Source organism: Actinoallomurus bryophytorum, from assembly GCF_006716425.1.
Taxonomy (GTDB): domain Bacteria; phylum Actinomycetota; class Actinomycetes; order Streptosporangiales; family Streptosporangiaceae; genus Actinoallomurus; species Actinoallomurus bryophytorum.
The window spans coordinates 573,444-591,596 of the sequence record NZ_VFOZ01000001.1; the positions used below are offsets into that span (position 1 = coordinate 573,444).

General features: G+C 72.4%; 19 protein-coding genes. 13 read left to right on the forward strand and 6 right to left on the reverse strand.

Annotated features, from left to right (window positions below; genetic code table 11):
- Positions 1-404: 404 nt before the first annotated feature.
- Positions 405-1,433 (reverse strand): hypothetical protein, encoded by a 1,029-nt coding sequence (locus tag FB559_RS02715; protein ID WP_141952885.1) that lies wholly within the window; start codon positions 1,431-1,433, stop codon positions 405-407.
- Positions 1,426-2,406: a DMT family transporter gene (locus FB559_RS02720; protein WP_141952887.1), complete on the reverse strand. Its 981-nt coding sequence runs from the start codon at positions 2,404-2,406 to the stop codon at positions 1,426-1,428. The genes FB559_RS02715 and FB559_RS02720 overlap by 8 nt, the downstream gene beginning before the upstream one ends.
- Here FB559_RS02720 and FB559_RS02725 point away from each other — a divergent pair.
- The 4 genes from FB559_RS02725 to FB559_RS02740 all read left to right on the forward strand — a co-directional run bounded on the left by FB559_RS02725 (position 2,405) and on the right by FB559_RS02740 (position 5,530).
- Complete coding sequence (locus FB559_RS02725) at positions 2,405-3,802, forward strand: aminotransferase-like domain-containing protein (RefSeq protein ID WP_141952889.1); 1,398 nt, start codon at positions 2,405-2,407, stop codon at positions 3,800-3,802. The genes FB559_RS02720 and FB559_RS02725 overlap by 2 nt on opposite strands.
- Positions 3,803-3,894: 92 nt before the next feature.
- Positions 3,895-4,419, forward strand: a complete 525-nt coding sequence (locus tag FB559_RS02730; RefSeq protein ID WP_141952891.1) for a CGNR zinc finger domain-containing protein — start codon at positions 3,895-3,897, stop codon at positions 4,417-4,419.
- 65 nt (positions 4,420-4,484) lie between these two features.
- Positions 4,485-4,997, forward strand: a complete 513-nt coding sequence (locus FB559_RS02735; RefSeq protein WP_141952893.1) for a GNAT family N-acetyltransferase — start codon at positions 4,485-4,487, stop codon at positions 4,995-4,997.
- 5 nt (positions 4,998-5,002) lie between these two features.
- Positions 5,003-5,530: a GNAT family N-acetyltransferase gene (locus FB559_RS02740; RefSeq protein WP_342781016.1), complete on the forward strand. Its 528-nt coding sequence runs from the start codon at positions 5,003-5,005 to the stop codon at positions 5,528-5,530.
- Between the two features lie 71 nt (positions 5,531-5,601).
- On the opposite strand, the gene ung is transcribed toward FB559_RS02740, so the two are convergent.
- Positions 5,602-6,294, reverse strand: coding sequence for a uracil-DNA glycosylase (ung, locus tag FB559_RS02745; protein ID WP_141952897.1), 693 nt, complete (start codon positions 6,292-6,294; stop codon positions 5,602-5,604).
- Positions 6,295-6,767: 473 nt separating this feature from the next.
- Here ung and FB559_RS02750 point away from each other — a divergent pair, with 473 nt between their 5' ends.
- From FB559_RS02750 to modA, 6 genes are all read left to right on the forward strand, one after another.
- Positions 6,768-8,396, forward strand: a complete 1,629-nt coding sequence (locus FB559_RS02750) for an MFS transporter (RefSeq protein ID WP_246121318.1) — start codon at positions 6,768-6,770, stop codon at positions 8,394-8,396.
- Between the two features lie 25 nt (positions 8,397-8,421).
- On the forward strand, positions 8,422-9,288 hold the full coding sequence (locus FB559_RS02755) for a 1,4-dihydroxy-2-naphthoate polyprenyltransferase (protein ID WP_141952899.1): 867 nt from the start codon (positions 8,422-8,424) through the stop codon (positions 9,286-9,288).
- 100 nt (positions 9,289-9,388) lie between these two features.
- A complete protein-coding gene (locus FB559_RS02760) occupies positions 9,389-9,772 on the forward strand; it encodes a TOBE domain-containing protein (protein ID WP_141952901.1) in 384 nt (127 codons plus the stop codon).
- A gap of 28 nt (positions 9,773-9,800) precedes the next feature.
- Entirely contained in the window at positions 9,801-10,577 is a 777-nt protein-coding gene (gene modB / locus FB559_RS02765; RefSeq protein ID WP_141952904.1) for a molybdate ABC transporter permease subunit, read from the forward strand.
- Positions 10,565-11,602: an ABC transporter ATP-binding protein gene (locus FB559_RS02770; RefSeq protein ID WP_141952907.1), complete on the forward strand. Its 1,038-nt coding sequence runs from the start codon at positions 10,565-10,567 to the stop codon at positions 11,600-11,602. The genes modB and FB559_RS02770 overlap by 13 nt, the downstream gene beginning before the upstream one ends.
- Before the next feature lie 67 nt (positions 11,603-11,669).
- Positions 11,670-12,419: a molybdate ABC transporter substrate-binding protein gene (gene modA, locus FB559_RS02775; protein WP_141952909.1), complete on the forward strand. Its 750-nt coding sequence runs from the start codon at positions 11,670-11,672 to the stop codon at positions 12,417-12,419.
- On the opposite strand, the gene FB559_RS02780 is transcribed toward modA, so the two are convergent.
- On the reverse strand, positions 12,406-12,912 hold the full coding sequence (locus FB559_RS02780) for a MarR family winged helix-turn-helix transcriptional regulator (RefSeq protein ID WP_141952911.1): 507 nt from the start codon (positions 12,910-12,912) through the stop codon (positions 12,406-12,408). The two genes, modA and FB559_RS02780, sit on opposite strands and share 14 nt — an antisense overlap.
- A 77-nt stretch (positions 12,913-12,989) precedes the next feature.
- Positions 12,990-13,610, reverse strand: a complete 621-nt coding sequence (locus FB559_RS02785) for an HAD-IA family hydrolase (protein WP_141952913.1) — start codon at positions 13,608-13,610, stop codon at positions 12,990-12,992.
- Between the two features lie 143 nt (positions 13,611-13,753).
- On the opposite strand from FB559_RS02785, the gene FB559_RS02790 reads away from it, so the two are divergent.
- Positions 13,754-14,671 (forward strand): RNA polymerase sigma factor, encoded by a 918-nt coding sequence (locus FB559_RS02790; protein ID WP_221639869.1) that lies wholly within the window; start codon positions 13,754-13,756, stop codon positions 14,669-14,671.
- 87 nt (positions 14,672-14,758) lie between these two features.
- Entirely contained in the window at positions 14,759-15,658 is a 900-nt protein-coding gene (locus FB559_RS02795) for an alpha/beta fold hydrolase (RefSeq protein WP_141952918.1), read from the forward strand.
- A 40-nt stretch (positions 15,659-15,698) separates the two neighbouring features.
- Here FB559_RS02795 and FB559_RS02800 read toward each other — a convergent pair whose 3' ends face one another.
- Positions 15,699-17,087 carry an MFS transporter gene (locus FB559_RS02800; protein WP_141952920.1) on the reverse strand — a complete coding sequence of 463 codons (1,389 nt, stop codon included), beginning with the start codon at positions 17,085-17,087 and terminating at the stop codon, positions 15,699-15,701.
- 294 nt (positions 17,088-17,381) lie between these two features.
- On the opposite strand from FB559_RS02800, the gene FB559_RS02805 reads away from it, so the two are divergent.
- Complete coding sequence (locus FB559_RS02805; RefSeq protein ID WP_141952922.1) at positions 17,382-18,116, forward strand: hypothetical protein; 735 nt, start codon at positions 17,382-17,384, stop codon at positions 18,114-18,116.
- The last annotated feature ends 37 nt before the right edge of the window (positions 18,117-18,153 follow it).

Genomic DNA, 18,153 nt, shown 5'->3' on the forward strand with positions numbered 1-18,153 from the left:
GCGGCTCGCGGAGCCGGACGGGCGGCGCGGTCCATGACCCGGGAGACGACCGGTCGGCTCCGCCGGCCGGTCGAGACGCGCGGAGAGACGGCGCCATGCCCGGAGGCGATGGAGCGACGGCCGGCGCGCGATCGGTTTCACGGTGAGCAAGCAGCCGAGTATCGCAGGAAGTGATCATCACCTGCCACGGACACGCACGAGCCGGTCTCCCGGTCCCGCTCGCGGCCGAACCGACGGATGTCCGAGCTGCGACGCATCCAGCAGGTCATTGCCTCCCCCGGCATTCCCCTGGATCGAAATCAGGCCAGTAACTGCCTAAGGAGTTCCAATCCCTGCCCGGTTCAAAACCTGATCGCGCCCTTCGGCACGCCCGGCCGGTCGACACGTCGAAGCGCGCCGGGAACTCAGAACACCGGGATGATGTCCTCCGGGTCGATGTCGGAGACGTCCACGCCGTCGATGTCGAGTTCGGGGATGGCCGGGAACGCGATGCCCCAGCGTTCGACGATCGCGCGTACGCGGGCCATCGCCACGCGCCAGTTGTCCGCCTGCTCGTCGAACGACAGGATGCCCAGGCCCGCGTCGCGTGCGTACGACATCAGGATCCGGTGGTTCGCCAGGAAGTACGGCGGCAGGTCCCAGAAGCCCTCCGGCGGCTCCCAGAGGATCATCGACAGGAACACGAAGCCGGCGCGGAGCTGCTTGGTGATCAGCTCACGGGTGTCGTCGGTGAGGCCCGGCCACTCGTTCTCCAGGATCGTCATGCAGATCTGCAGATGCCGGGACTCGTCGCGGCCGATGCGCTGGAACATCTCGCCGAAGACCGGGTGCGTAGTGCCCGACGCCATTCCGCGGAACAGCGTGGAGGCGGCCATCTCCCCCATCATGAAGCTCGTGAACAGCACCGGGAGGGTGTAGCGGCCGACGGCGGTGTTGTAGCCGGTCCAGTAGCGCCCGCCATTGTGGTAGAGCCAGCCGATGTTGTTGTGCGCCGCCTTCTCCAGGTCGGTCTTGGGCTCCCAGTCGAGCGGACCACCCGGCCACAGCTTGGCGATCGTCCGCTGGCAGCACTCCTCGTGGTTCATCTCGTCGCGGGTGATGGAGAAGAAGCACTTGCGGACCGGGTCCTCCTCGTGCTTCTCGAAGGCCTGGATCGTGGCGCGCGCGAACACCGCGGGGCCGGAGGCGTCGAAGTTGGCCAGCACGGAGAACCAGTACATGATCCCCAGCCGCTGCTCGACCGTGAAGTCCTCCGGGCGCAGGCCGTCCCACGGGAGGTCGGCCGGGTTCCAGACCACGCGCTTGGACTTCTCGTAGATGTCGACGAGCTTCTGGGTGTCGACGTGCCATTCCATCGGGTAGATGTTCGGCTGCGGGACCTCCGGCGCGGGCCAGAAGCCGCCCTCGGGAATCGTCAGCTTCCTGTCAGCCATCTACCGCTCCTCGTCGTGAGACCGCCTCTTGTGACACAGTACGCCGAATCGCGGGCGATCCTGTCATATCCCGCGAGACCCGGGCCCGCTGGGCGACCAGGACGCACACCAGTACGCCGGCCGCGGCCACCACGGTGCTCATTCCCGCGTGCTCGCCGAGCAGCAGCCACGACCAGAGCAGCGTCAGCAGCGGCTGGGCGAGCTGCACCTGGCTCGCCCGCGCGACCCCCGCACGGGCGAGCCCTGAGTACCAGGCGAAGAACCCCAGGAACATCGAGACGACGGTCAGGTAGGCGAGCCCACCGACGGCCGCGGCGCTCCAGCGCGGCGGCTCGGCGGCGAACAGCGCCACCGTCACCGGGACGGTGACGGGCGCGGCGATGACCAGCGCCCAGGAGACCACGGCGCCGCCCGGCATCTCGCGTGCCAGCCGGCCGCCCTCGGCGTACCCGAGACCGGCGGTCAGCAGCGCCCCGAGCAGCAGGACGTCGGCGGCGGAGAAGCGCCCCGGTCCGTTCCGCAGGGTGAAGGCGAGGATGCACGCCGCGCCGGCCAGACTCGCCGCCCAGAACGCCCATGAGGGCCGTTCGCCCGCGCGTACGACGGCGAACACCGCCGTCATGACGGGCAGCAGCCCGATCACCACGGCGGCGTGAGAGGCGGAGGAGCCGTGGCCGAGCGCGAGCGTGGACAGGACCGGGAAACCGAAGACGACGCCGAGCGCGACCACGACGAGGGAGGCCCACTGGCGACCGCTCGGACGCGCCGCGCGTGTCAGGCGCAGCGCCACCACCGCGAGCACGGCGGCGATCGCGGCACGGCCGAGGCCGATCGTGTACGGGCCGAAGCCGCGCAGCGCGAAGGAGGTGGCCGGCAGGGTGAAGGAGAAGGCGAGGACCCCGAGCGCGGCGGCGCCGAATCCCGCGGGCAGCGCTATCGCGCGCCGCACAGTAGCGTTATCCTGATCTGTCATGGAAGACGATAGCAGTATCGCCACCCTGGCAGCCGAGCTGCGTGGCACGGTGGCGGCGCTGCGGGCCGGCGACCGGCTGCCCTCCAGCCGGGCGCTGATGGCCCGGCACCAGGTCAGCCCGGTCACCGTGTCGCGGGCGATCGGGCTGCTCAGCGCGGAGGGCCTGATCGTCACCAGACCCGGCAGCGGCACGTACGTCGCCGAGCGCGCTCGGCCTCGCGTCCCGGTGGACCTCGCCTACGCCTGGCAGGCGGTCCCTCTCGCCGACCGCACCGTCGACGCCGGCGGCGTCGTGGCGATGCTGTCCCCGCCTCCCGACGGGGTGATCGCGCTGAGCGGCGGCTACCTCGCACCGGAGCTTCAGCCCGAACGTGCCCTGGCCACGGCCGCGGCACGCGCCGTACGGCGGCCCGGCGCGTGGGAGCGTCCGCCGCTCTATGGCCTGGGTGGGCTGCGCGAGTGGTTCGCACGTACGGCGGGCGGCGACGTGACCGGGGCGGACGTCACGATCACCGGGGGCGGGCAGGCCGCGGTGACACTCGCTCTGCGGGCGCTGCTGCCGCCCGGCGCGCCGCTGCTCGTCGAATCGCCCACCTATCCGGGCGCGCTGGACTCGGCCCGCGCCGCCGGCCTGCGGCCCGTGCCCGTACCGGTCGATGACCAGGGGCTGCGGACGGACCTGCTCGCCGACGCGTTCGCCGCCTCCGGGGCACGCGCGGTGTACTGCCAGCCCACCTTCCACAACCCGACCGGCGCCGTGCTCGCCCCCGCCCGCCGCGAGCACGTGCTCGACGTCGCCCGCGCGGCCGGGGCGTTCGTCATCGAGGACGACTTCGCGCGGCATCTCGCGATCGACCCGGCGCCGCCGTCGCTGATCTCGGCCGACCGCGAGGGCCGGGTCGTGCACATCTCCTCGCTCACGAAAGTGACCGCACCGAGCGTCCGTGTCGCCGCGGTGGCCGCCCGCGGCCCGGTCGCCGAACGCATCCGCGCGACGCAGCTGGTCGACTCGTTCTTCGTCGCCCGGCCGCTGCAGGAGGCCGCTCTGGAGCTCGTCGGCTCCCCCGCCTGGCCCCGCCACGTCCGCATGGTCGGCGAGGCGCTACGGCGGCGACGCGACACGCTCGTGTCCGCGATGGCCTCGCACGGGCTCCGTCCCGCCGTGGTGCCGCGCGGAGGCCTGCACGTGTGGGCCGGGCTGCCGGCCGGCACCGACGATGTCGCGCTCGCCGAGGCGGCGCTGCGGGCCGGTGTCCTGGTCGGCGCGGGCCGCCGCTACTTCCCCGCCGAACCCGCCGGTCCCCGCCTGCGGCTCAGCTACGGATCCGCGGCCGGTGAGGGCGAGCTCGCCGACGGCGCCGCACGCCTCGCCCGCGTACTCTCCGCGACCGGGTAGTCTCCCCGGCAACCAGTGACCGCCGTTCACCGGTGTCGGTGACCGAGCGGAGCGAGGACCCGGCGAACACCCCCATCGGCGAAGGAGGAGACGTGAGCGGCTCGGACAGCGCCCTGCTGCTGCGCGACTTCGTCAACACCTACGACGTCCAGTGCGACATCGACGAGTTCGGCGCGCCGTCCGACCTCGGCGGCTGGCTGTCCGAGCACGGGCTGGCGGCGCCCGGCGACCGCGCCGACGAGTTCGACCTGGGGATCGCGGTCGCGCTGCGGGAGGGACTGCGGGCGGCCATGCCGGCGCGCCGTGAGCCGTGCGACCGGCCGGACCACCTCGACGGCCTCCTGGCCGGGCTGCCACTGCGGCTGTCGCTCGACGGCCCGGTGCTCGTCCCCGTGCACCGCGGGATCCGCGGCGCGCTCGCCGGGGTCGCCGCGGCGGTCGTGGCGAGCGACGCCGACGGCACCTGGGCACGCCTCAAGGTCTGCCAGGAGCCGACCTGCCGCTGGGCCTTCCTCGACACCTCCAAGAACCGCTCGCGCACGTGGTGCTCGATGCGCATGTGCGGCAACCGCACGAAGACCCGCGCGTACCGGGAGCGGCAGCGCGTGAGCGACTGAGCCGCGTTCGGAGGCGGCGCCGGTGCCCTGGGCGTGTTCGTCGGGCACCCTCTAGAGTTCGTGCCGTGGGTGAGGGCATGGTGACGGTACGGGACGCCGGGCCGGAAGACGCGGAGGCGCTGGCACGCGTGCGCTCGCTGAGCTGGCGGTCCGCCTACGACGGCCTGCTGTCGCCGGCGCTGATCGAGATCGCCACCGGCCCGGACTGGGTGGAGCGGCAGCGGGCGTTCCTCACCGAGACGCCCGGCCGGCGGGCACTGCTGGCCGAGGACGGCGACGCGGCCGTGGGGATGGCCGTGTACGGTCCGGACCGGGATCCGGGCGGTCATGCGGAGCTCTACGCCATCTACGTCCTGCCCGGCTACTGGTCCAAGAACGTCGGCGCGCCGCTCATGGACGGCGTGCTCGACGGCGTCCGCACCGGCGGCTACTCCCGGATCGCCCTGTGGGTGCTGGCCGCCAACCTGCGCGCACGGCGCTTCTACGAGCGGTACGGTTTCGCAGCCACCGAGCAGAAGATCATCGAACGGTTCGGCCACATGACGTACGACGTCCGATACGAACGGGAGGTCCGTTGAGTGTTGTGGGGGTACGACCGGCCTATCCGGGCGACGTCGGCGCGGTCGCGGACATCCAGGTCCGCGCCTGGCGCGAGGGTTACGGGGGGATCGTCCCGGCCGAGGCGCTGGCCGAGATGACGAGTGACACGGCGATCGGGCTCTGGCGCGACCGCTGGGCCGAGGCGGTGTCGGCCCCGCCGAGCCCGCGGCACCGGCTGCTCGTCGCGGTCGACGAGGGCGTCATCACCGGCTTCGCGGCGCAGGGCCCGCCCGAGGATCCGGACCAGGACGCCGGCACCACCGGGGAGCTGCTGACGCTGCTGGTCGACCCGGCGCACCAGCGGGCCGGCCACGGCAGCCGGCTGCTCGCCGCGACCGTCGACCATCTGCGCGACGACGGCTGCGCGACGGCCATCACGTGGGTGTTCGCGGCCGATGACGTGTTCCGGGCGTTCCTGATGTCGGCCGGGTGGGCGCCGGACGGCGCCCACAGCAAGGTCGACATGGGCGAGCCGGTCCCCATGGTGCGCCTGCACACCGGCATCGCTTAGGGCCTTTCTCGAAGTCCCCGTCCGTGGCGACCGGCGACCGGGCGGCGGACTTCGAGAAAGGCCCTTGCGGCCTAGAAGATCTTCTCGTCGAGGGTCCAGTCGACCTCGGGCCGGCCGGCGTCGGCCAGGGCCTTGTTGACCGCGCTGAACGGGCGGGTGCCCAGGAAGCCGCGCGGGTTCATCGGGCTCGGGTGTCCCGCCTCCAGGACGACGTGGCGGGTGCCGGTGACCAGATCGCGCTTCTTGCGCGCGTAGGCGCCCCAGAGCACGAACACGACGCGCTCCTCCCTGGCGTCCAGCGCGCGGATCACCGCGTCGGTGAACTCCTCCCAGCCCTTCCCCGCGTGTGAGCCCGGCTTGCCCGCGCGTACCGTCAGCACCGCGTTGAGCAGCAGCACCCCGCGTCCCGCCCAGGGCGTCAGGTCGCCGCCGGCCGGCATCGGGACGCCCAGGTCGTCGCGCAGCTCCTTGAACACGTTGCGCAGCGACGGCGGGACGCGCACGCCCTCGCGCACGCTGAAGCTCAGGCCGTGTGCCTGGCCGGCGCCGTGGTAGGGGTCCTGGCCCAGGATGAGCACCCTGGCCTCGTCCGGCGAGCACAGCCGGAAGGCGCTGAACAGGTCGGGCAGCGCCGGATAGACGGTCTGCTCGGCGTACTCGGCGGACACGAAGTCGGCCAGCCGGCGCGCCGCGGCGGGATCGAGCAGGGGTTCGATGAGGTCACGCCACGGGCCGGGCAGGAGCTCGAGAAGATCGAAGGACATGCGCCAGAAACTAACAGCGCGCGGCTCGGCCCGTTCGTAACTCAGAGTCCCCCGTGCCCCGGTGACTTGGCGGTCGGCGGCGCTCGACCCGGCCGGGCCGGGCGAGGTGGTCTACCGTGTGATTGAGGGTGGGGGGTGCGACGCCGCAGCGTCCGGCCGGGTCAGCCCGGATACGTGTTCGAGGTGGGCGAGCACGGCCACGCCGTGCGGCGTCAGGCCGTGGCGCCCCATGAAGCGCGGGCGAACGGCGACGAGGTGCCCGGCCACCGCCGGCAGGCGGGACGGCGACATGCCCTCGGAATCGGCTTCGGAAGCGACGACGGCGACATCGTCCGTGCTCAGGGCCGGCATGGCCGGCCGGGCGGGCGGGTCGCCGACCCGGATCAAGGCTTCGGAGGGGCGGGGGTATGTTGAGGGCGAACCGTTCAGCGGCTGACATCCGCCCATCCTCACCCAGGCCGGCTCAGAACCCCATGATCACAAGCGCGTCTCCGGCCGTTCCCGCAGCTGCCGCCGCCACTCCAGGACGCCGGCGCTGGCTCGGCATGGTGGTCATCGGCCTCGGCGTCTCGCTGATCATCGTGGACGCCACGATCGTCAACGTCATGCTGCCTCGCGTGGTCGACGACCTTCACCTGACCACGGCCGACGCCGAGTGGATCACCTCGGTCTACTCCCTTGTCTTCGCCGCGCTCCTGATCCCGTTCGGGATGGCCGGTGACGCGTACGGACGCCGGCGAATGTTCGTGCTCGGCACCGTGGTCTTCGTGGCCGCCAGCCTGCTCGCGGCCGTCTCGGGCAGCGGCTCGGCCCTCATCGGCGCGCGTCTGCTGCAGGGTGCCGGTGCGTCGATGATCCTGCCGGCCACGCTCTCCACGGTGACCGCGGTGTTCAAGGGCCGCGACCGGGCCATCGCGTTCGGCGTCTGGGGGTCGCTCATCGGCGGCATGGCCGCGCTCGGCCCGCTGCTCGGCGGCTGGCTCGCCACGTCGTACGGCTGGCGCTGGGCGTTCGGGGTGAACCTCCCGCTCGGCGCGGTGGTGATCGTCGGTGCGCTGCTGCTGGTCCCGGAGACGCGGGACCGTGCGGCCGCGCGCGGCATCGACTGGACCGGCGGCCTGCTCAGCGCGGCCGGGCTCGCCGCCATCGTGTTCGCGCTGATCGAGGGGCAGCGGTACGGCTGGTGGCGGCTCACCCGGTCCTTCTCCGCCGGGCCGCTGCACTGGGGCTCCACGATCTCTCCGGTGCCCGTCGCACTGGCCGCCGGGGTGATCGCTCTGTGCGCGCTCGTCGGCGTGGAGCGCGCGCGGGCCGCGGCCGGCCGGCCGGTCGTGCTCGACCTGACGCTGTTCCGCATACCGGGCTTCGGCCGCGGCAACGCCGCGGCGTCCCTGATCAGCGTTGGTGAGCTCGGGCTGATGTTCACGCTGCCGCTCTTCCTGCAGGACGTGCACGGCAACTCCCCGCTCCAGGTCAGCGTCGCGATCCTGCCGCTCGCCGTCGGCACCCTGCTCACGGGCGGTTTCGCGGCGCGGATGTCACGCCGCCTCGGCGCCGCGCGGATGCTGCAGACCGGCATGGTCCTCGAGATCGTCGCCGTGGTGCTCATCGGCCTCACGACACATGCCGACACCACCGGGTACGAACTCGCGCCCTGGATGCTCATCTACGGCATCGGACTCGGGCTGACCACGGCGCAGCTCACGAGCATCATCCTGCGCGACGTGCCGCCGGCCCGCGCGGGCCTGGCCTCCGGAACCCAGTCGACGGCGCGGCAGATCGGGTCGGCGCTGGGCATCGCGCTGATCGGCGGCGTCTTCGCGATGAGCCTGAGTCATGTCATGACCGACCGGCTGCGCTCCACCGGTGTCCCGCCGGGGCAGGGCGGCGTGTACGCCGCGCGGCTGCGTGACACGGCCGGGACCTTCGCCCGTGACCTGCGCGACGGCGACCCCCGTGTCGCCCGCGCCGCCGACGAGAGCCTGGCGGTGGCGACCGACCGCGCGGCCTTCGCCACCGCCGGACTGCTGACCATCGGCTTCCTGCTGACCCTGGGGCTGCGTCAGCCGCCCGAAGCGCATCCGGCAGAATCTCCCGCATGATCCTCGCCCCCGGACGCGTGCGCTAGTGGCTTCGCCCTCCCAGTGGGTCGCCGGTGCGCGACCACGCACGCTCCCGAACTCCATCGTCCCCGTCCTGGTCGGCACCGGCATCGCGATCGGCTTCGGCCACGCGATCTGGTGGCGTGCGGCGGTCGCGCTGGTCGTCTCCATGCTGCTGCAGATCGGTGTCAACTTCGCCAACGACTACAGCGACGGCATCCGTGGCACCGACGAGGAACGCGTCGGGCCGTTGCGCCTGGTCGGCTCCAAGGTCGCGGCGCCCCGGCAGGTGCTCGCGGCGGCGGTCGGCTGTTTCCTGCTGGCGGCCGTGGCGGGGCTGGTCCTGGCGGCGGTGACGAGCTGGTGGCTGCTGCTCATCGGCGCGGCGGCGATCGCGGCCGGGTGGTTCTACACCGGCGGATCGCGGCCGTACGGCTACCGGGCGCTGGGCGAGATCTCGGTGTTCGTCTTCTTCGGGCTCGTGTCGGTCGTCGGCACCGCGTACGTGCAGCTCGAGGGGCTGCCGTGGGCCGCCTGGGTGGCGGCGATCCCGGTGGGCCTGCTGTCGTGCTCGATGCTCGTCGTCAACAACCTGCGCGACATCCCGAGCGACCGTGACTCCGGCAAGCGCACCCTCGCGGTGGTACTCGGCGACGGGCGCACGCGCCTGCTGTACACCGGATGCGCGATCGCCGCGTTCTGCTGCGTGCCGGTCATCGCCATCGCGCATCCGTGGGCGATGCTCGGCCTGCCGGCCGCGCTGTGGGCGATCTCCCCGGTACGCCGGGTGCTGCGCGGCGCGACCGGCAGGGACCTGATCCCCGTACTGGGCGAGACCGGCCGCCTGCAGATCATCTTCGGCGTGCTCTTCGCGGTCGGCCTGGCGCTCTGAGCCCTCGCCGCATCTGCCATGGTCAATTGCGGGCGATCCCCGCATCGTCCTGGCGTTTCGTCGAAGATTCTTCGTTTCTGCGAGGGATATACTCTCCGCCGTGACGGTGTTCCGTATCAGTGAGGTCGCGTCCCTGCTCGACGTCAGCTCGGACACCGTCCGGCGGTGGGTCGACTCGGGACGGCTTATGGCCGAGCGCGACGACAACGGCCATCGGATCGTCTCGGGCGTGGATCTGGCGGCGTTCGTCCGCTCGCCCGCCGAGTCCGAGGCCGCCTTCTCCTCCGCGCGCAACCGGTTGCGCGGGATCGTCACCGATGTCGTACGCGACGGCGTGATGGCGAAGGTGGAGATCCAGGCGGGACCGTTCCGCGTCGTCTCCCTGATGAGCCGGGAGGCGGCCGACGACCTCGGCCTCGAACCCGGCGTCCTCGCCGTCGCCGTCGTCAAGTCCACCAACGTCGTCGTGGAGCGGCCCGAATGATCGTCAACTCCTCCAGGGCCGTACACCCGTGAACCGCCGGGCACCCTGGGTGCTCGTGGTGCCCGCGATCGCCGGGTTGGTCTTTCTCATCCTGCCCGTGGCGGGCCTGCTGGTCCGCGCTCCCTGGTCCACGCTCGGCACCCGGCTCGGCCAGCCGGAGATCCTCGACGCGCTGCGCCTGTCACTGATCTGCGCGACCCTCGCGACCTTGTTCTGCCTGCTGCTCGGCGTGCCGCTCGCGTGGGTGCTCGCCCGCGTCGCCTTCCCCGGCCGGCGCCTCGTGCGCGCGCTGGTGACCGTGCCGCTCGTGCTGCCGCCGGTGGTCGGCGGTGTGGCCCTCCTGCTGGCTCTCGGCCGCAACGGGCTGGTCGGGCAGTGGCTGGACCGCTGGTTCGGCCTGACCCTGCCGTTCACCACCGCCGGGGTCGTGGTGGCCGAGGCGTTCGTCGCCCTGCCCTTTCTCGTGATCAGCGTCGAGGGGGCGCTGCGCGCCGCGGACCTTCGGTACGAGGACGCCGCGGCGACGCTCGGCGCCTCGCGCTGGACGACCTTCCGGCGCGTCACGCTGCCGCTCATCGCGCCCGGAATCGGGGCCGGGGCGGTGCTGTGCTGGGCGCGGGCGCTGGGTGAGTTCGGGGCCACCATCACGTTCGCCGGCAACTTCCCTGGCCGTACCCAGACCATGCCGCTCGCGGTCTACCTCGCCCTGGAGACCGACCCGCAGGCCGCGATCGTGCTCAGTCTCGTACTCCTCGCGGTGTCCGTGGTCGTCCTGACCGGGCTGAGGGGGCGATGGGTGTCGTGATCGACGCTCACCTGGTCGTACGGCGTACGGGGTTCGCCCTCGACATCGAGCTGACGGTCGCCGAGGGCGAGGTCGTGGCGGTGCTCGGCCCCAACGGCGCGGGCAAGACCACCGCGCTGCGCGCCCTCGCGGGGCTCCTGCCACTCTCCTCCGGGCACATCCGGTTCGGCGGCGAGGAGTGGCGTGACCGGCCCGCGGACCGGCGGCCGGTCGGCATGGTCTTCCAGGACTATCTGCTCTTTCCCCATCTCACGGCGCTGGACAACGTGGCGTTCGGCCCGCGTTGCCAGGGTGTCCGCAAGGGCGAGTCCCGCCGGCTGGCGGCCGAGTGGCTCGAACGCGTCGGCCTCGCCGACTACGCCGGCCGCAGGCCGTCCGCCTTGTCGGGCGGGCAGGCACAACGGGTCGCGCTCGCCCGCGCCCTGGCCGTACGGCCCCGGTTGTTGCTGCTCGACGAGCCGCTGGCCGCGCTCGACGTCGACACCCGCAGGGAGATCCGCGCCGGGCTGCGGCGGCATCTCGCGGAGTTCGACGGGGCGTCGGTGCTCGTCACCCACGACCCGCTCGACGCGATGGCGCTCGCCGACCGGCTGATCGTGATCGAGGACGGCCGCGTCGTCCAGGAGGGCGCGCCCGCCCACATCGCCCGCCGGCCGCGTACGGACTATGTCGCCCGCCTCGTAGGCCTCAACCTCTACCGGGGCACGGCCGACGGCCACACCGTGACGCTGGACGGCCTCACGCTCACCGTGACCGAGCCCCTGAAGGGAGAGGTGTTCCTCGCCTTTCCTCCGACGGCGGTGGCACTGTTCCGTACGCGTCCCGAGGGGAGCCCGCGCAACCTGTGGCAGGCGACGGTCGGCGGTGTCGAGCCGCACGGGGACCAGGTACGGGTGCTCCTGGACGGGCCCGTGCCGGCCTCGGCGGACATCACCCCCGCCGCCCTGGCCGACCTTCGCCTGACCGAAGGTGATCCGGTGTGGGCGGCCGTCAAGGCCACGGAGACGCACGCCTATCCGGCGTGACGGACGCGTGACGCGCCGGCGGCGCGGCGGATGATCATAATCGCCGGATCACCCTAAGATCGCGCGCATGCCATATTTCTCCCGCCTTGCCGCGTTCGTCGCGGTGGCCCTTGCCCTGGCGGGGTGCGGCATCGCGTCCGGCGACGAGCGGTTCACTCTCAGGGTGCTGGCCGCCTCGTCGCTCACCGATGCTTTCGGCGAGCTGGGCACCGCGTACCGGTCCGCGAACCGGCATGTGACCTCCGTGCAGTTCGAGTTCGCCGGGTCGCAGGAGGTCGCCGGAGACGTGGCGGACCGGGAACAGGCCGACGTACTGGCCACCGCCGACGACGTGTCCATGAACATCGCCGCCGAGCACGTGACGAACAACCTGGCGTTCGCGCACGGCTCGATGACGATCGCGGTCGCGCCGGACAACCCGCACCGGATCCGTGGACTGGCCGACCTGGCCGATCCTCGGCTGCGGGTGGTGCTGGGCGGCCCGACGGTGCCGGTGGGACGCTACGCGATGGAGGTGCTCGCCAAGGCGGGAGTCACCGTACGGCCGAAGTCGGAGGAGGCCGACGCGCGTACGGTGCTCACGAGGGTGCGTACGGGCGTGGCGGACGCGGGCATCGTGTACGTGACCGACATGCGCTCGGCAGGGGTCTCCGCGATGAGCGTGGCCATCCCCGTCCAGCAGAACGTCACCGCGACCTACTTCGCCGCGGCGGTACGCCAGAGCAAACACGGCTCGGCCGCGAAGGACTTCGTGACCTGGCTCCGCTCCCCCACCGCAGCGTCCATCCTGCGCAAATACGGCTTCATGCCCGCCTGACGTCCGGCGCCTCGGCGAGTGTGTCGACCGCCTCGGCCAGTCGCCGCAGGCCGGGCAGCGCCTCGGCGAGGGCGGCCTGGTGGCGCTCGCCGAGCGTGCCGAGGGCGGCCTGGAGGATCGCGGTGTTGGTCGTCTTCCAGCCCTCCACGGCCAGCTGCCCCTCAGACGTGAGGGTGAGCGCGACCGCGCGCGCGTCGTCGGTGGCGTGGGTACGGACGATGAGCCCGCGCGCGTTGAGGGCGTTGACGAGCGTGGTGACGGAGTTGGCGGCGAGCATGAGCTGCCGGGCGAGCCGCCCGGGACGGATACCGGGCTGATCGGCCACGCACGCCAGCACCTCCAGCTGCGCGACGGAGAGCGGGTTGCCCGGATCCGCGGCGCGCGCTGCGCGGCGCATCGCACGGCGCAGACGCGCGACGGTGTCGGCGAGAAGCACACCGGTGGCCGCCGACGGGCTCTCACCCGGATCGGATGGTCGGTTGGCAGGGGCCATACGGCTGATTGTCCCCCTAATCGGGGGGATAAGTGTGCCGCCCAGGCCCGGCCGGGCGTGCCGCCGTGACCGGGGCGTCAGGTCAGGGGGAGTTCGAGCGCGGTATGGATTCGCGCGACCGTCTCGGCCGGGTCCGCGGCGAGGATCGTGGTGATGCCGAGTTCTTCGGCGGGCGGCAGGTTGTGCGCGGTGTCGTCGACGAAGACGCACGCCTCGGCCGGCAGCTCCATCAGGTCGAGCATGATCTGGTAGATCGCCGGATCGGGCTTGCGCATCCGGTAGTGCTCCGAGAGCAGGACCGCGTCGTAGTGCCGGTCGAGCTCGTAGCCGTCGTAGGGGTTGTGCGGCTCCATGCCCAGCGAGTTGGACAGGATCCCCACCTTGACGCCGGCGGCGCGTGCGGCACGTGCCGCCTCGATGACGCGGGGTTCGGGATGCAGGTCCGCCAGCATCCGGCCGAGCAGGTCCGTGCCGTCGATGCCGATGATGTCGCCGGTGCCCGTGTTCCACTCGGCCTGCGAGATCGCACCGCGCTCGAGGTCCTCGTACAGCGCGAGTCCACGGGGGTCGATTGCGAGCGCGGTGAGCAGGGCGCCCTCGGCCAGGCCGCTGCGGCGTTCGAACGCGAGGGCACACGCCGCCACGCTGGTCGTCAGCACCCCGCCGAAGTCGAGGATCAGGCCCGTCCGGCGACTCATGAATCTCCATCCTCAGAACACACATCGATCACCGGTAAGGCTAACGGTCCGCGGCTGGTCATCCGCCGCGAGCCGTCATAACCTCGTTCGACACCGCCTGCAGCGCGTCCCGGCGGGCGCCCCCAGCGAGGAGTGAGCAAACCGTGTCGTCCGCGTCGCCCTCGGACAGCGAGCTGACGCGCCGGGCGCAGTCCGGTGAGCCCGGGGCGCTCGGGCTCCTGCTGGCCCGGCATCGGGCGGGGATGCGCGCGGTGGCGCTGAGCCTCCTGGGTCACGTACCGGACGTGGACGACGCGCTGCAGGACGCGGCACTGGTCGCGCTGCGCCGGATCGGCGGCGTTCGCGACCCGGCCGCCGTCGGGCCCTGGCTGCGGATGATCGTGCGCAACACGTGCCGCATGCGGCTTCGGGCGCCGGCCATGGTGCCGTTCACCGGGGACTTCGCCTCGAAGGCGCCGACTCCCGAACAGATCGTGGACGAGCACGCGCTGCGTGACTGGGTCTGGCACGCGATCGAAGAGCTGTCCCCGCCGCTCCGTACGGCCGTCATGCTGCGTCATTTCAGCGAGATCACCTCCTACGAACAGATCGCGGCCGCCTGTGAAGTGCCCGTGGGCACGGTACGGAGCCGGCTCAGCCAGGCGCGGGCCAAGCTGGCCGAGGCTCTGCTCGCGACCGCGACGCTGGCCCATGACGACGCCGCCGCGCTGACCGCGGCGTCGGCCCGTGAGGCGGTCGAGACCCTGGCGGCCGCCGAACGCGGCGCCATGGCCGAGGTCGCGGCCGAGCGTTGGTCGCCGCGCTTCGAGCTCGTCGGCGGACAGGGCGAACGCGGCGGGCCCCAGCGCGCGGTCGCGGGGATGAACGGTGACCTCGAGGCAGGCGTCCACCAGCGGTTCGTCCAGGCGGTCGCGAGCCGCGACATCGTCATCTGGGAGATGGACCTGATCAACCCGCCGGACGATCCTGAGCACTGTCCCCCGAGCGTGGCCTGGCTCATGGACCTGCGGGAGGGCCGGGTACGGCGGCTGCGGCTGTTCCACCCCATGAGCGGTGTGTGACGAGCGTCACGGCCGAGGAGTCGAACTCGCTCCGCCGCCGCGCATCTTGCCGGTGTCAAGCACACCGAGCGAGATCGGAGACCCCCGATGGGTCCTGTACCTGCAACGCCGCTGTCCACGGGCGCGCACACCGTCGAGGTCGGCGGCGTCGCCCTGCGCTACCACGTCAGCGGCACCGGGCCCGTGTGCCTGGCCCACCCGGGCGGCCCCGGAATCTGGTGGGACTACCTGAGGATGCCCGCCGTCGAGCAGCACCTGACCATGGTCTACGTGGAGCCGATCGGAACGGGTGAGTCGGGCCGGCTGGCGTCCCACCCCCACGGCTACACGCGAGAGCGCTACGCCCAGGCCCTGGACCGGCTGATCGCCCACCTCGGTGTTCGACGGGTTCATCTTCTGGGCCACTCCCACGGCGGCTTCGTCACGCAGCACTACGCCCTGAAGTACGCCGACCGGCTCGCCGGGATCATCCTGTACGACAGCGCGCCGCTGACCGGACCCGAGCAGTTCGCCGACGCCGCGGCCAGGATGGAGGGGTTCGCCGCCGCGCACGCGGACGCTCACGGGCTACCGGACGTGCTCGACGCCTGGAGGTCGGTCCCCACGATCTCCGATGACGAGGCGATGACCGCGGTGGTCCAGCGCCTGTTCCCCGCGTACTTCGCCGACTACTGGGGCCGTGAGGAGGAGTTCGCCGCGGCCCGTACCGCGGTGCGCGGGACGTACATCTCCGGGTTCGACGAGCGTATGGAGCCGGTTCTCATCGACGACCGGGAACTGCTCGGCTCGGTCATGACGCCCACCCTCGTGATCGTCGGGCGGCACGACTTCATCTGCGGTCCCCGCTGGGCCGACGAGCTCCACGAGGGGATTCCCAGCTCCGAGCTGGTCGTGCTGGAGGACAGCGGCCACTTCGGGCACCTCGAGGAGCCGGACGTGTTCGCACGCGCCGTCGCCGGCTTCGTCGCCTCCACGGCCGGCGCGTGACGACGGAGCCGGAAGGCCGCGAAGGCCCCTTCCGGCTCCGTCACGTCTCGGAGGCTCGCGCCGTCGTACCGGTCGCGGTCGCCAGGACGGCGACCACGGCCAGTGCGGCGAAGGCGAGCCGCGCGCCCGCCGGAACGCTCGTGGTGGTGTGCAGGGCCAGCGTCACCATGGCGATGCCGAGAGCGGTGCCGGCGCCCCGTGTCATGTTCACCATGCCGCCCGCGGTGGCCGACAGCCGGCTCGGGATGGCGGCCATGATCGCGGTGTTGTTGGCGGGGATGAACAGGCCGAGTCCCATGCCGAGCAGCGCCAGCAGGACCGCGGTCACGCCGAGTCCGGCCTGGCCCAGGACGAGGGCGCCCGCCGAGATTGCGGCGACCGCGCCGCCGAGCAGGCAGCGGTGCCGGTTGCCGAACCGGTCCGGCAGTACCCGGTCGGCGGCGAGCGCGGCCAGCGCGAACCCCGCGGGCAGCGCGGTGAGCACGAGCCCCGCGTACGTCGCGCCGGTTCCCCTGGCCGTGAGGATCTGCGGGATGAGCGCCAGCGGCCCGAACAGCACGAGGTAGCCGCACATCGCCCCGGCCAGCCCGGCCGATACCGCGCGCGTACGCAGCAGGGACAGGTCGATCAGCGGGGCGGTCGCCCGCCGCTCCCGTGCGCGGAGCGCCACCGTCGCGGTCACCGCCGCGGCCGCGAGCGTGATCATCGCCCAGAGGGGCAGGCCGAGGCCGGAGGCCCCGGAGATCGCGAGGAGCAACGCGGTGCTCGCGGTGGCGAGCAGGACCAGCCCCTGCCAGTCGAACCTCGCCGCCGCCGCGCGCTCACGCGTACGGGGAAGGAGGTAGCGCCCGACGACGAGGGCGGCGCATCCGACGGGGACGTTCACCCAGAACACCCAGCGCCACCCCGCCGAGCCGACCAGGAGGCCACCGACGGTGGGCCCGAGCGCGAGCCCGAGTGCCTGGGCGGCGGCCTGCATGCCCAGCCCGGCCCGCATCCGCGACCTGGGCACACTGGTCACCACGAGGGCCACGCTGTTGGCCTGCAACATCGCCGCCCCGGCCGCCTGCACCACCCGGAACGCCACCAGCAGCCCGAGCGAGGGCGCGAACCCGCACGCCGCCGAGGCGACCGTGAAGACGACGAAGCCATAGAGGTAGACGAGCTTGCGCCCGGCCGCGTCCGCCAGGCGTCCGGCACCGGCGAGGAGCCCGACGAGCGCCAGCAGGTAGCCCAGCGACACCCACTGCGCGGCGGCGAGGGAGGCGTGGAACTCCCGCTGCAACGCGGGAAAGGCGAGCGTGACGATGCTGGCGTCCAGCTGCCCCATGAACGCCCCCACGCACACCGAACCCACCGCGAACCAGGGGGCGTTCCGGTGCTCCCGTACGGCCTGCGGCCGCGGCGGCTCGATCAGCAGCCGCGTCATCCGGCCGGGCCTCCGTGACTGAGGACCATCATCCTTTTCCTACTGAAGGAGAATACTTCTGTCTAAGAAGTATATCGTCTGACGTGGGCCGGCCTGCGGACCGGGCGGACCAGGCGGGCGGACCAGGCGGGGTGGGCCGGCCGGTGCCGGGCTCTCGCGGGGTCCAGCACGGTCGGTGGACGCGAAACCGTTTCGGGTGTTCGCCGTGTGACGGCGGGTCGCGGTGCGCGGAGATCCGCGAGAGCGGGACAATGCTGACCCCAGCGACACTTCCCCCCTTACGGAGTTCACCCCTTGGGACTCGCGGACCTTGACGACGTCGACCTCGTAACGGGAGAGGCCGGTGGTGACCAGGGCCTCTGGATCCTGTCCGACGACTGGCCGCCGGAGCGCGAGGCGCTCGAGTACGTACAGCTCCTGGTCAAGCTCGCCGGGGTTCTCGCGCACGCGGAGCGGATCGGGGGTGAGGGACATCGCTCGACGGTCCTGCTGCACAGCAGTGGCGAGCCGCCCTCCAGCGTGCTGGAGTTCCTCGGCGAGCGGGGCATCGCGGCGATGATCGCCGGTAAGGCCGGGCCGCGGCCGGCGGCCGGGCGCCCGGCGCGGTACCCGAACCTGCACGACGGCGCGCCGGACATCGACTCACTCCAGGCGGCGAACGCCGGGCGGTTCGCCGCCGACAACGGGCTCGACGGCTCGATCGAGTCGCTCGTGCTGCTCGACGACGCGCTGGAGGAATGCCGGCGCGTACACGGCCTCTCCCCCGGCGACCGGGACGAGGACTTCACCGACGGCGACCTGGTCGTGCTGGCCGGCGCGTACGCGGGTGAGGTCCTGCGCCGTCACACCCGCGAGGCGATGTGGTGGTACGGGCAGCCCGGCAGATCCGGCCCGCTGCACATGCGGGCCGGGCTCGGGCTGGGGTCGCGTGTCAACACGTTCGGCAAGGTCAGGCGGTATCTCCAGTACGGCTCCGGAGAGTCGGTGCACGACCTGATCGCGGACCTGGTCTCCCGCCTCAGCGGCTGACTCCCGCCGGCGGGCGGGCCCGCGGCTCCCGAGCCAC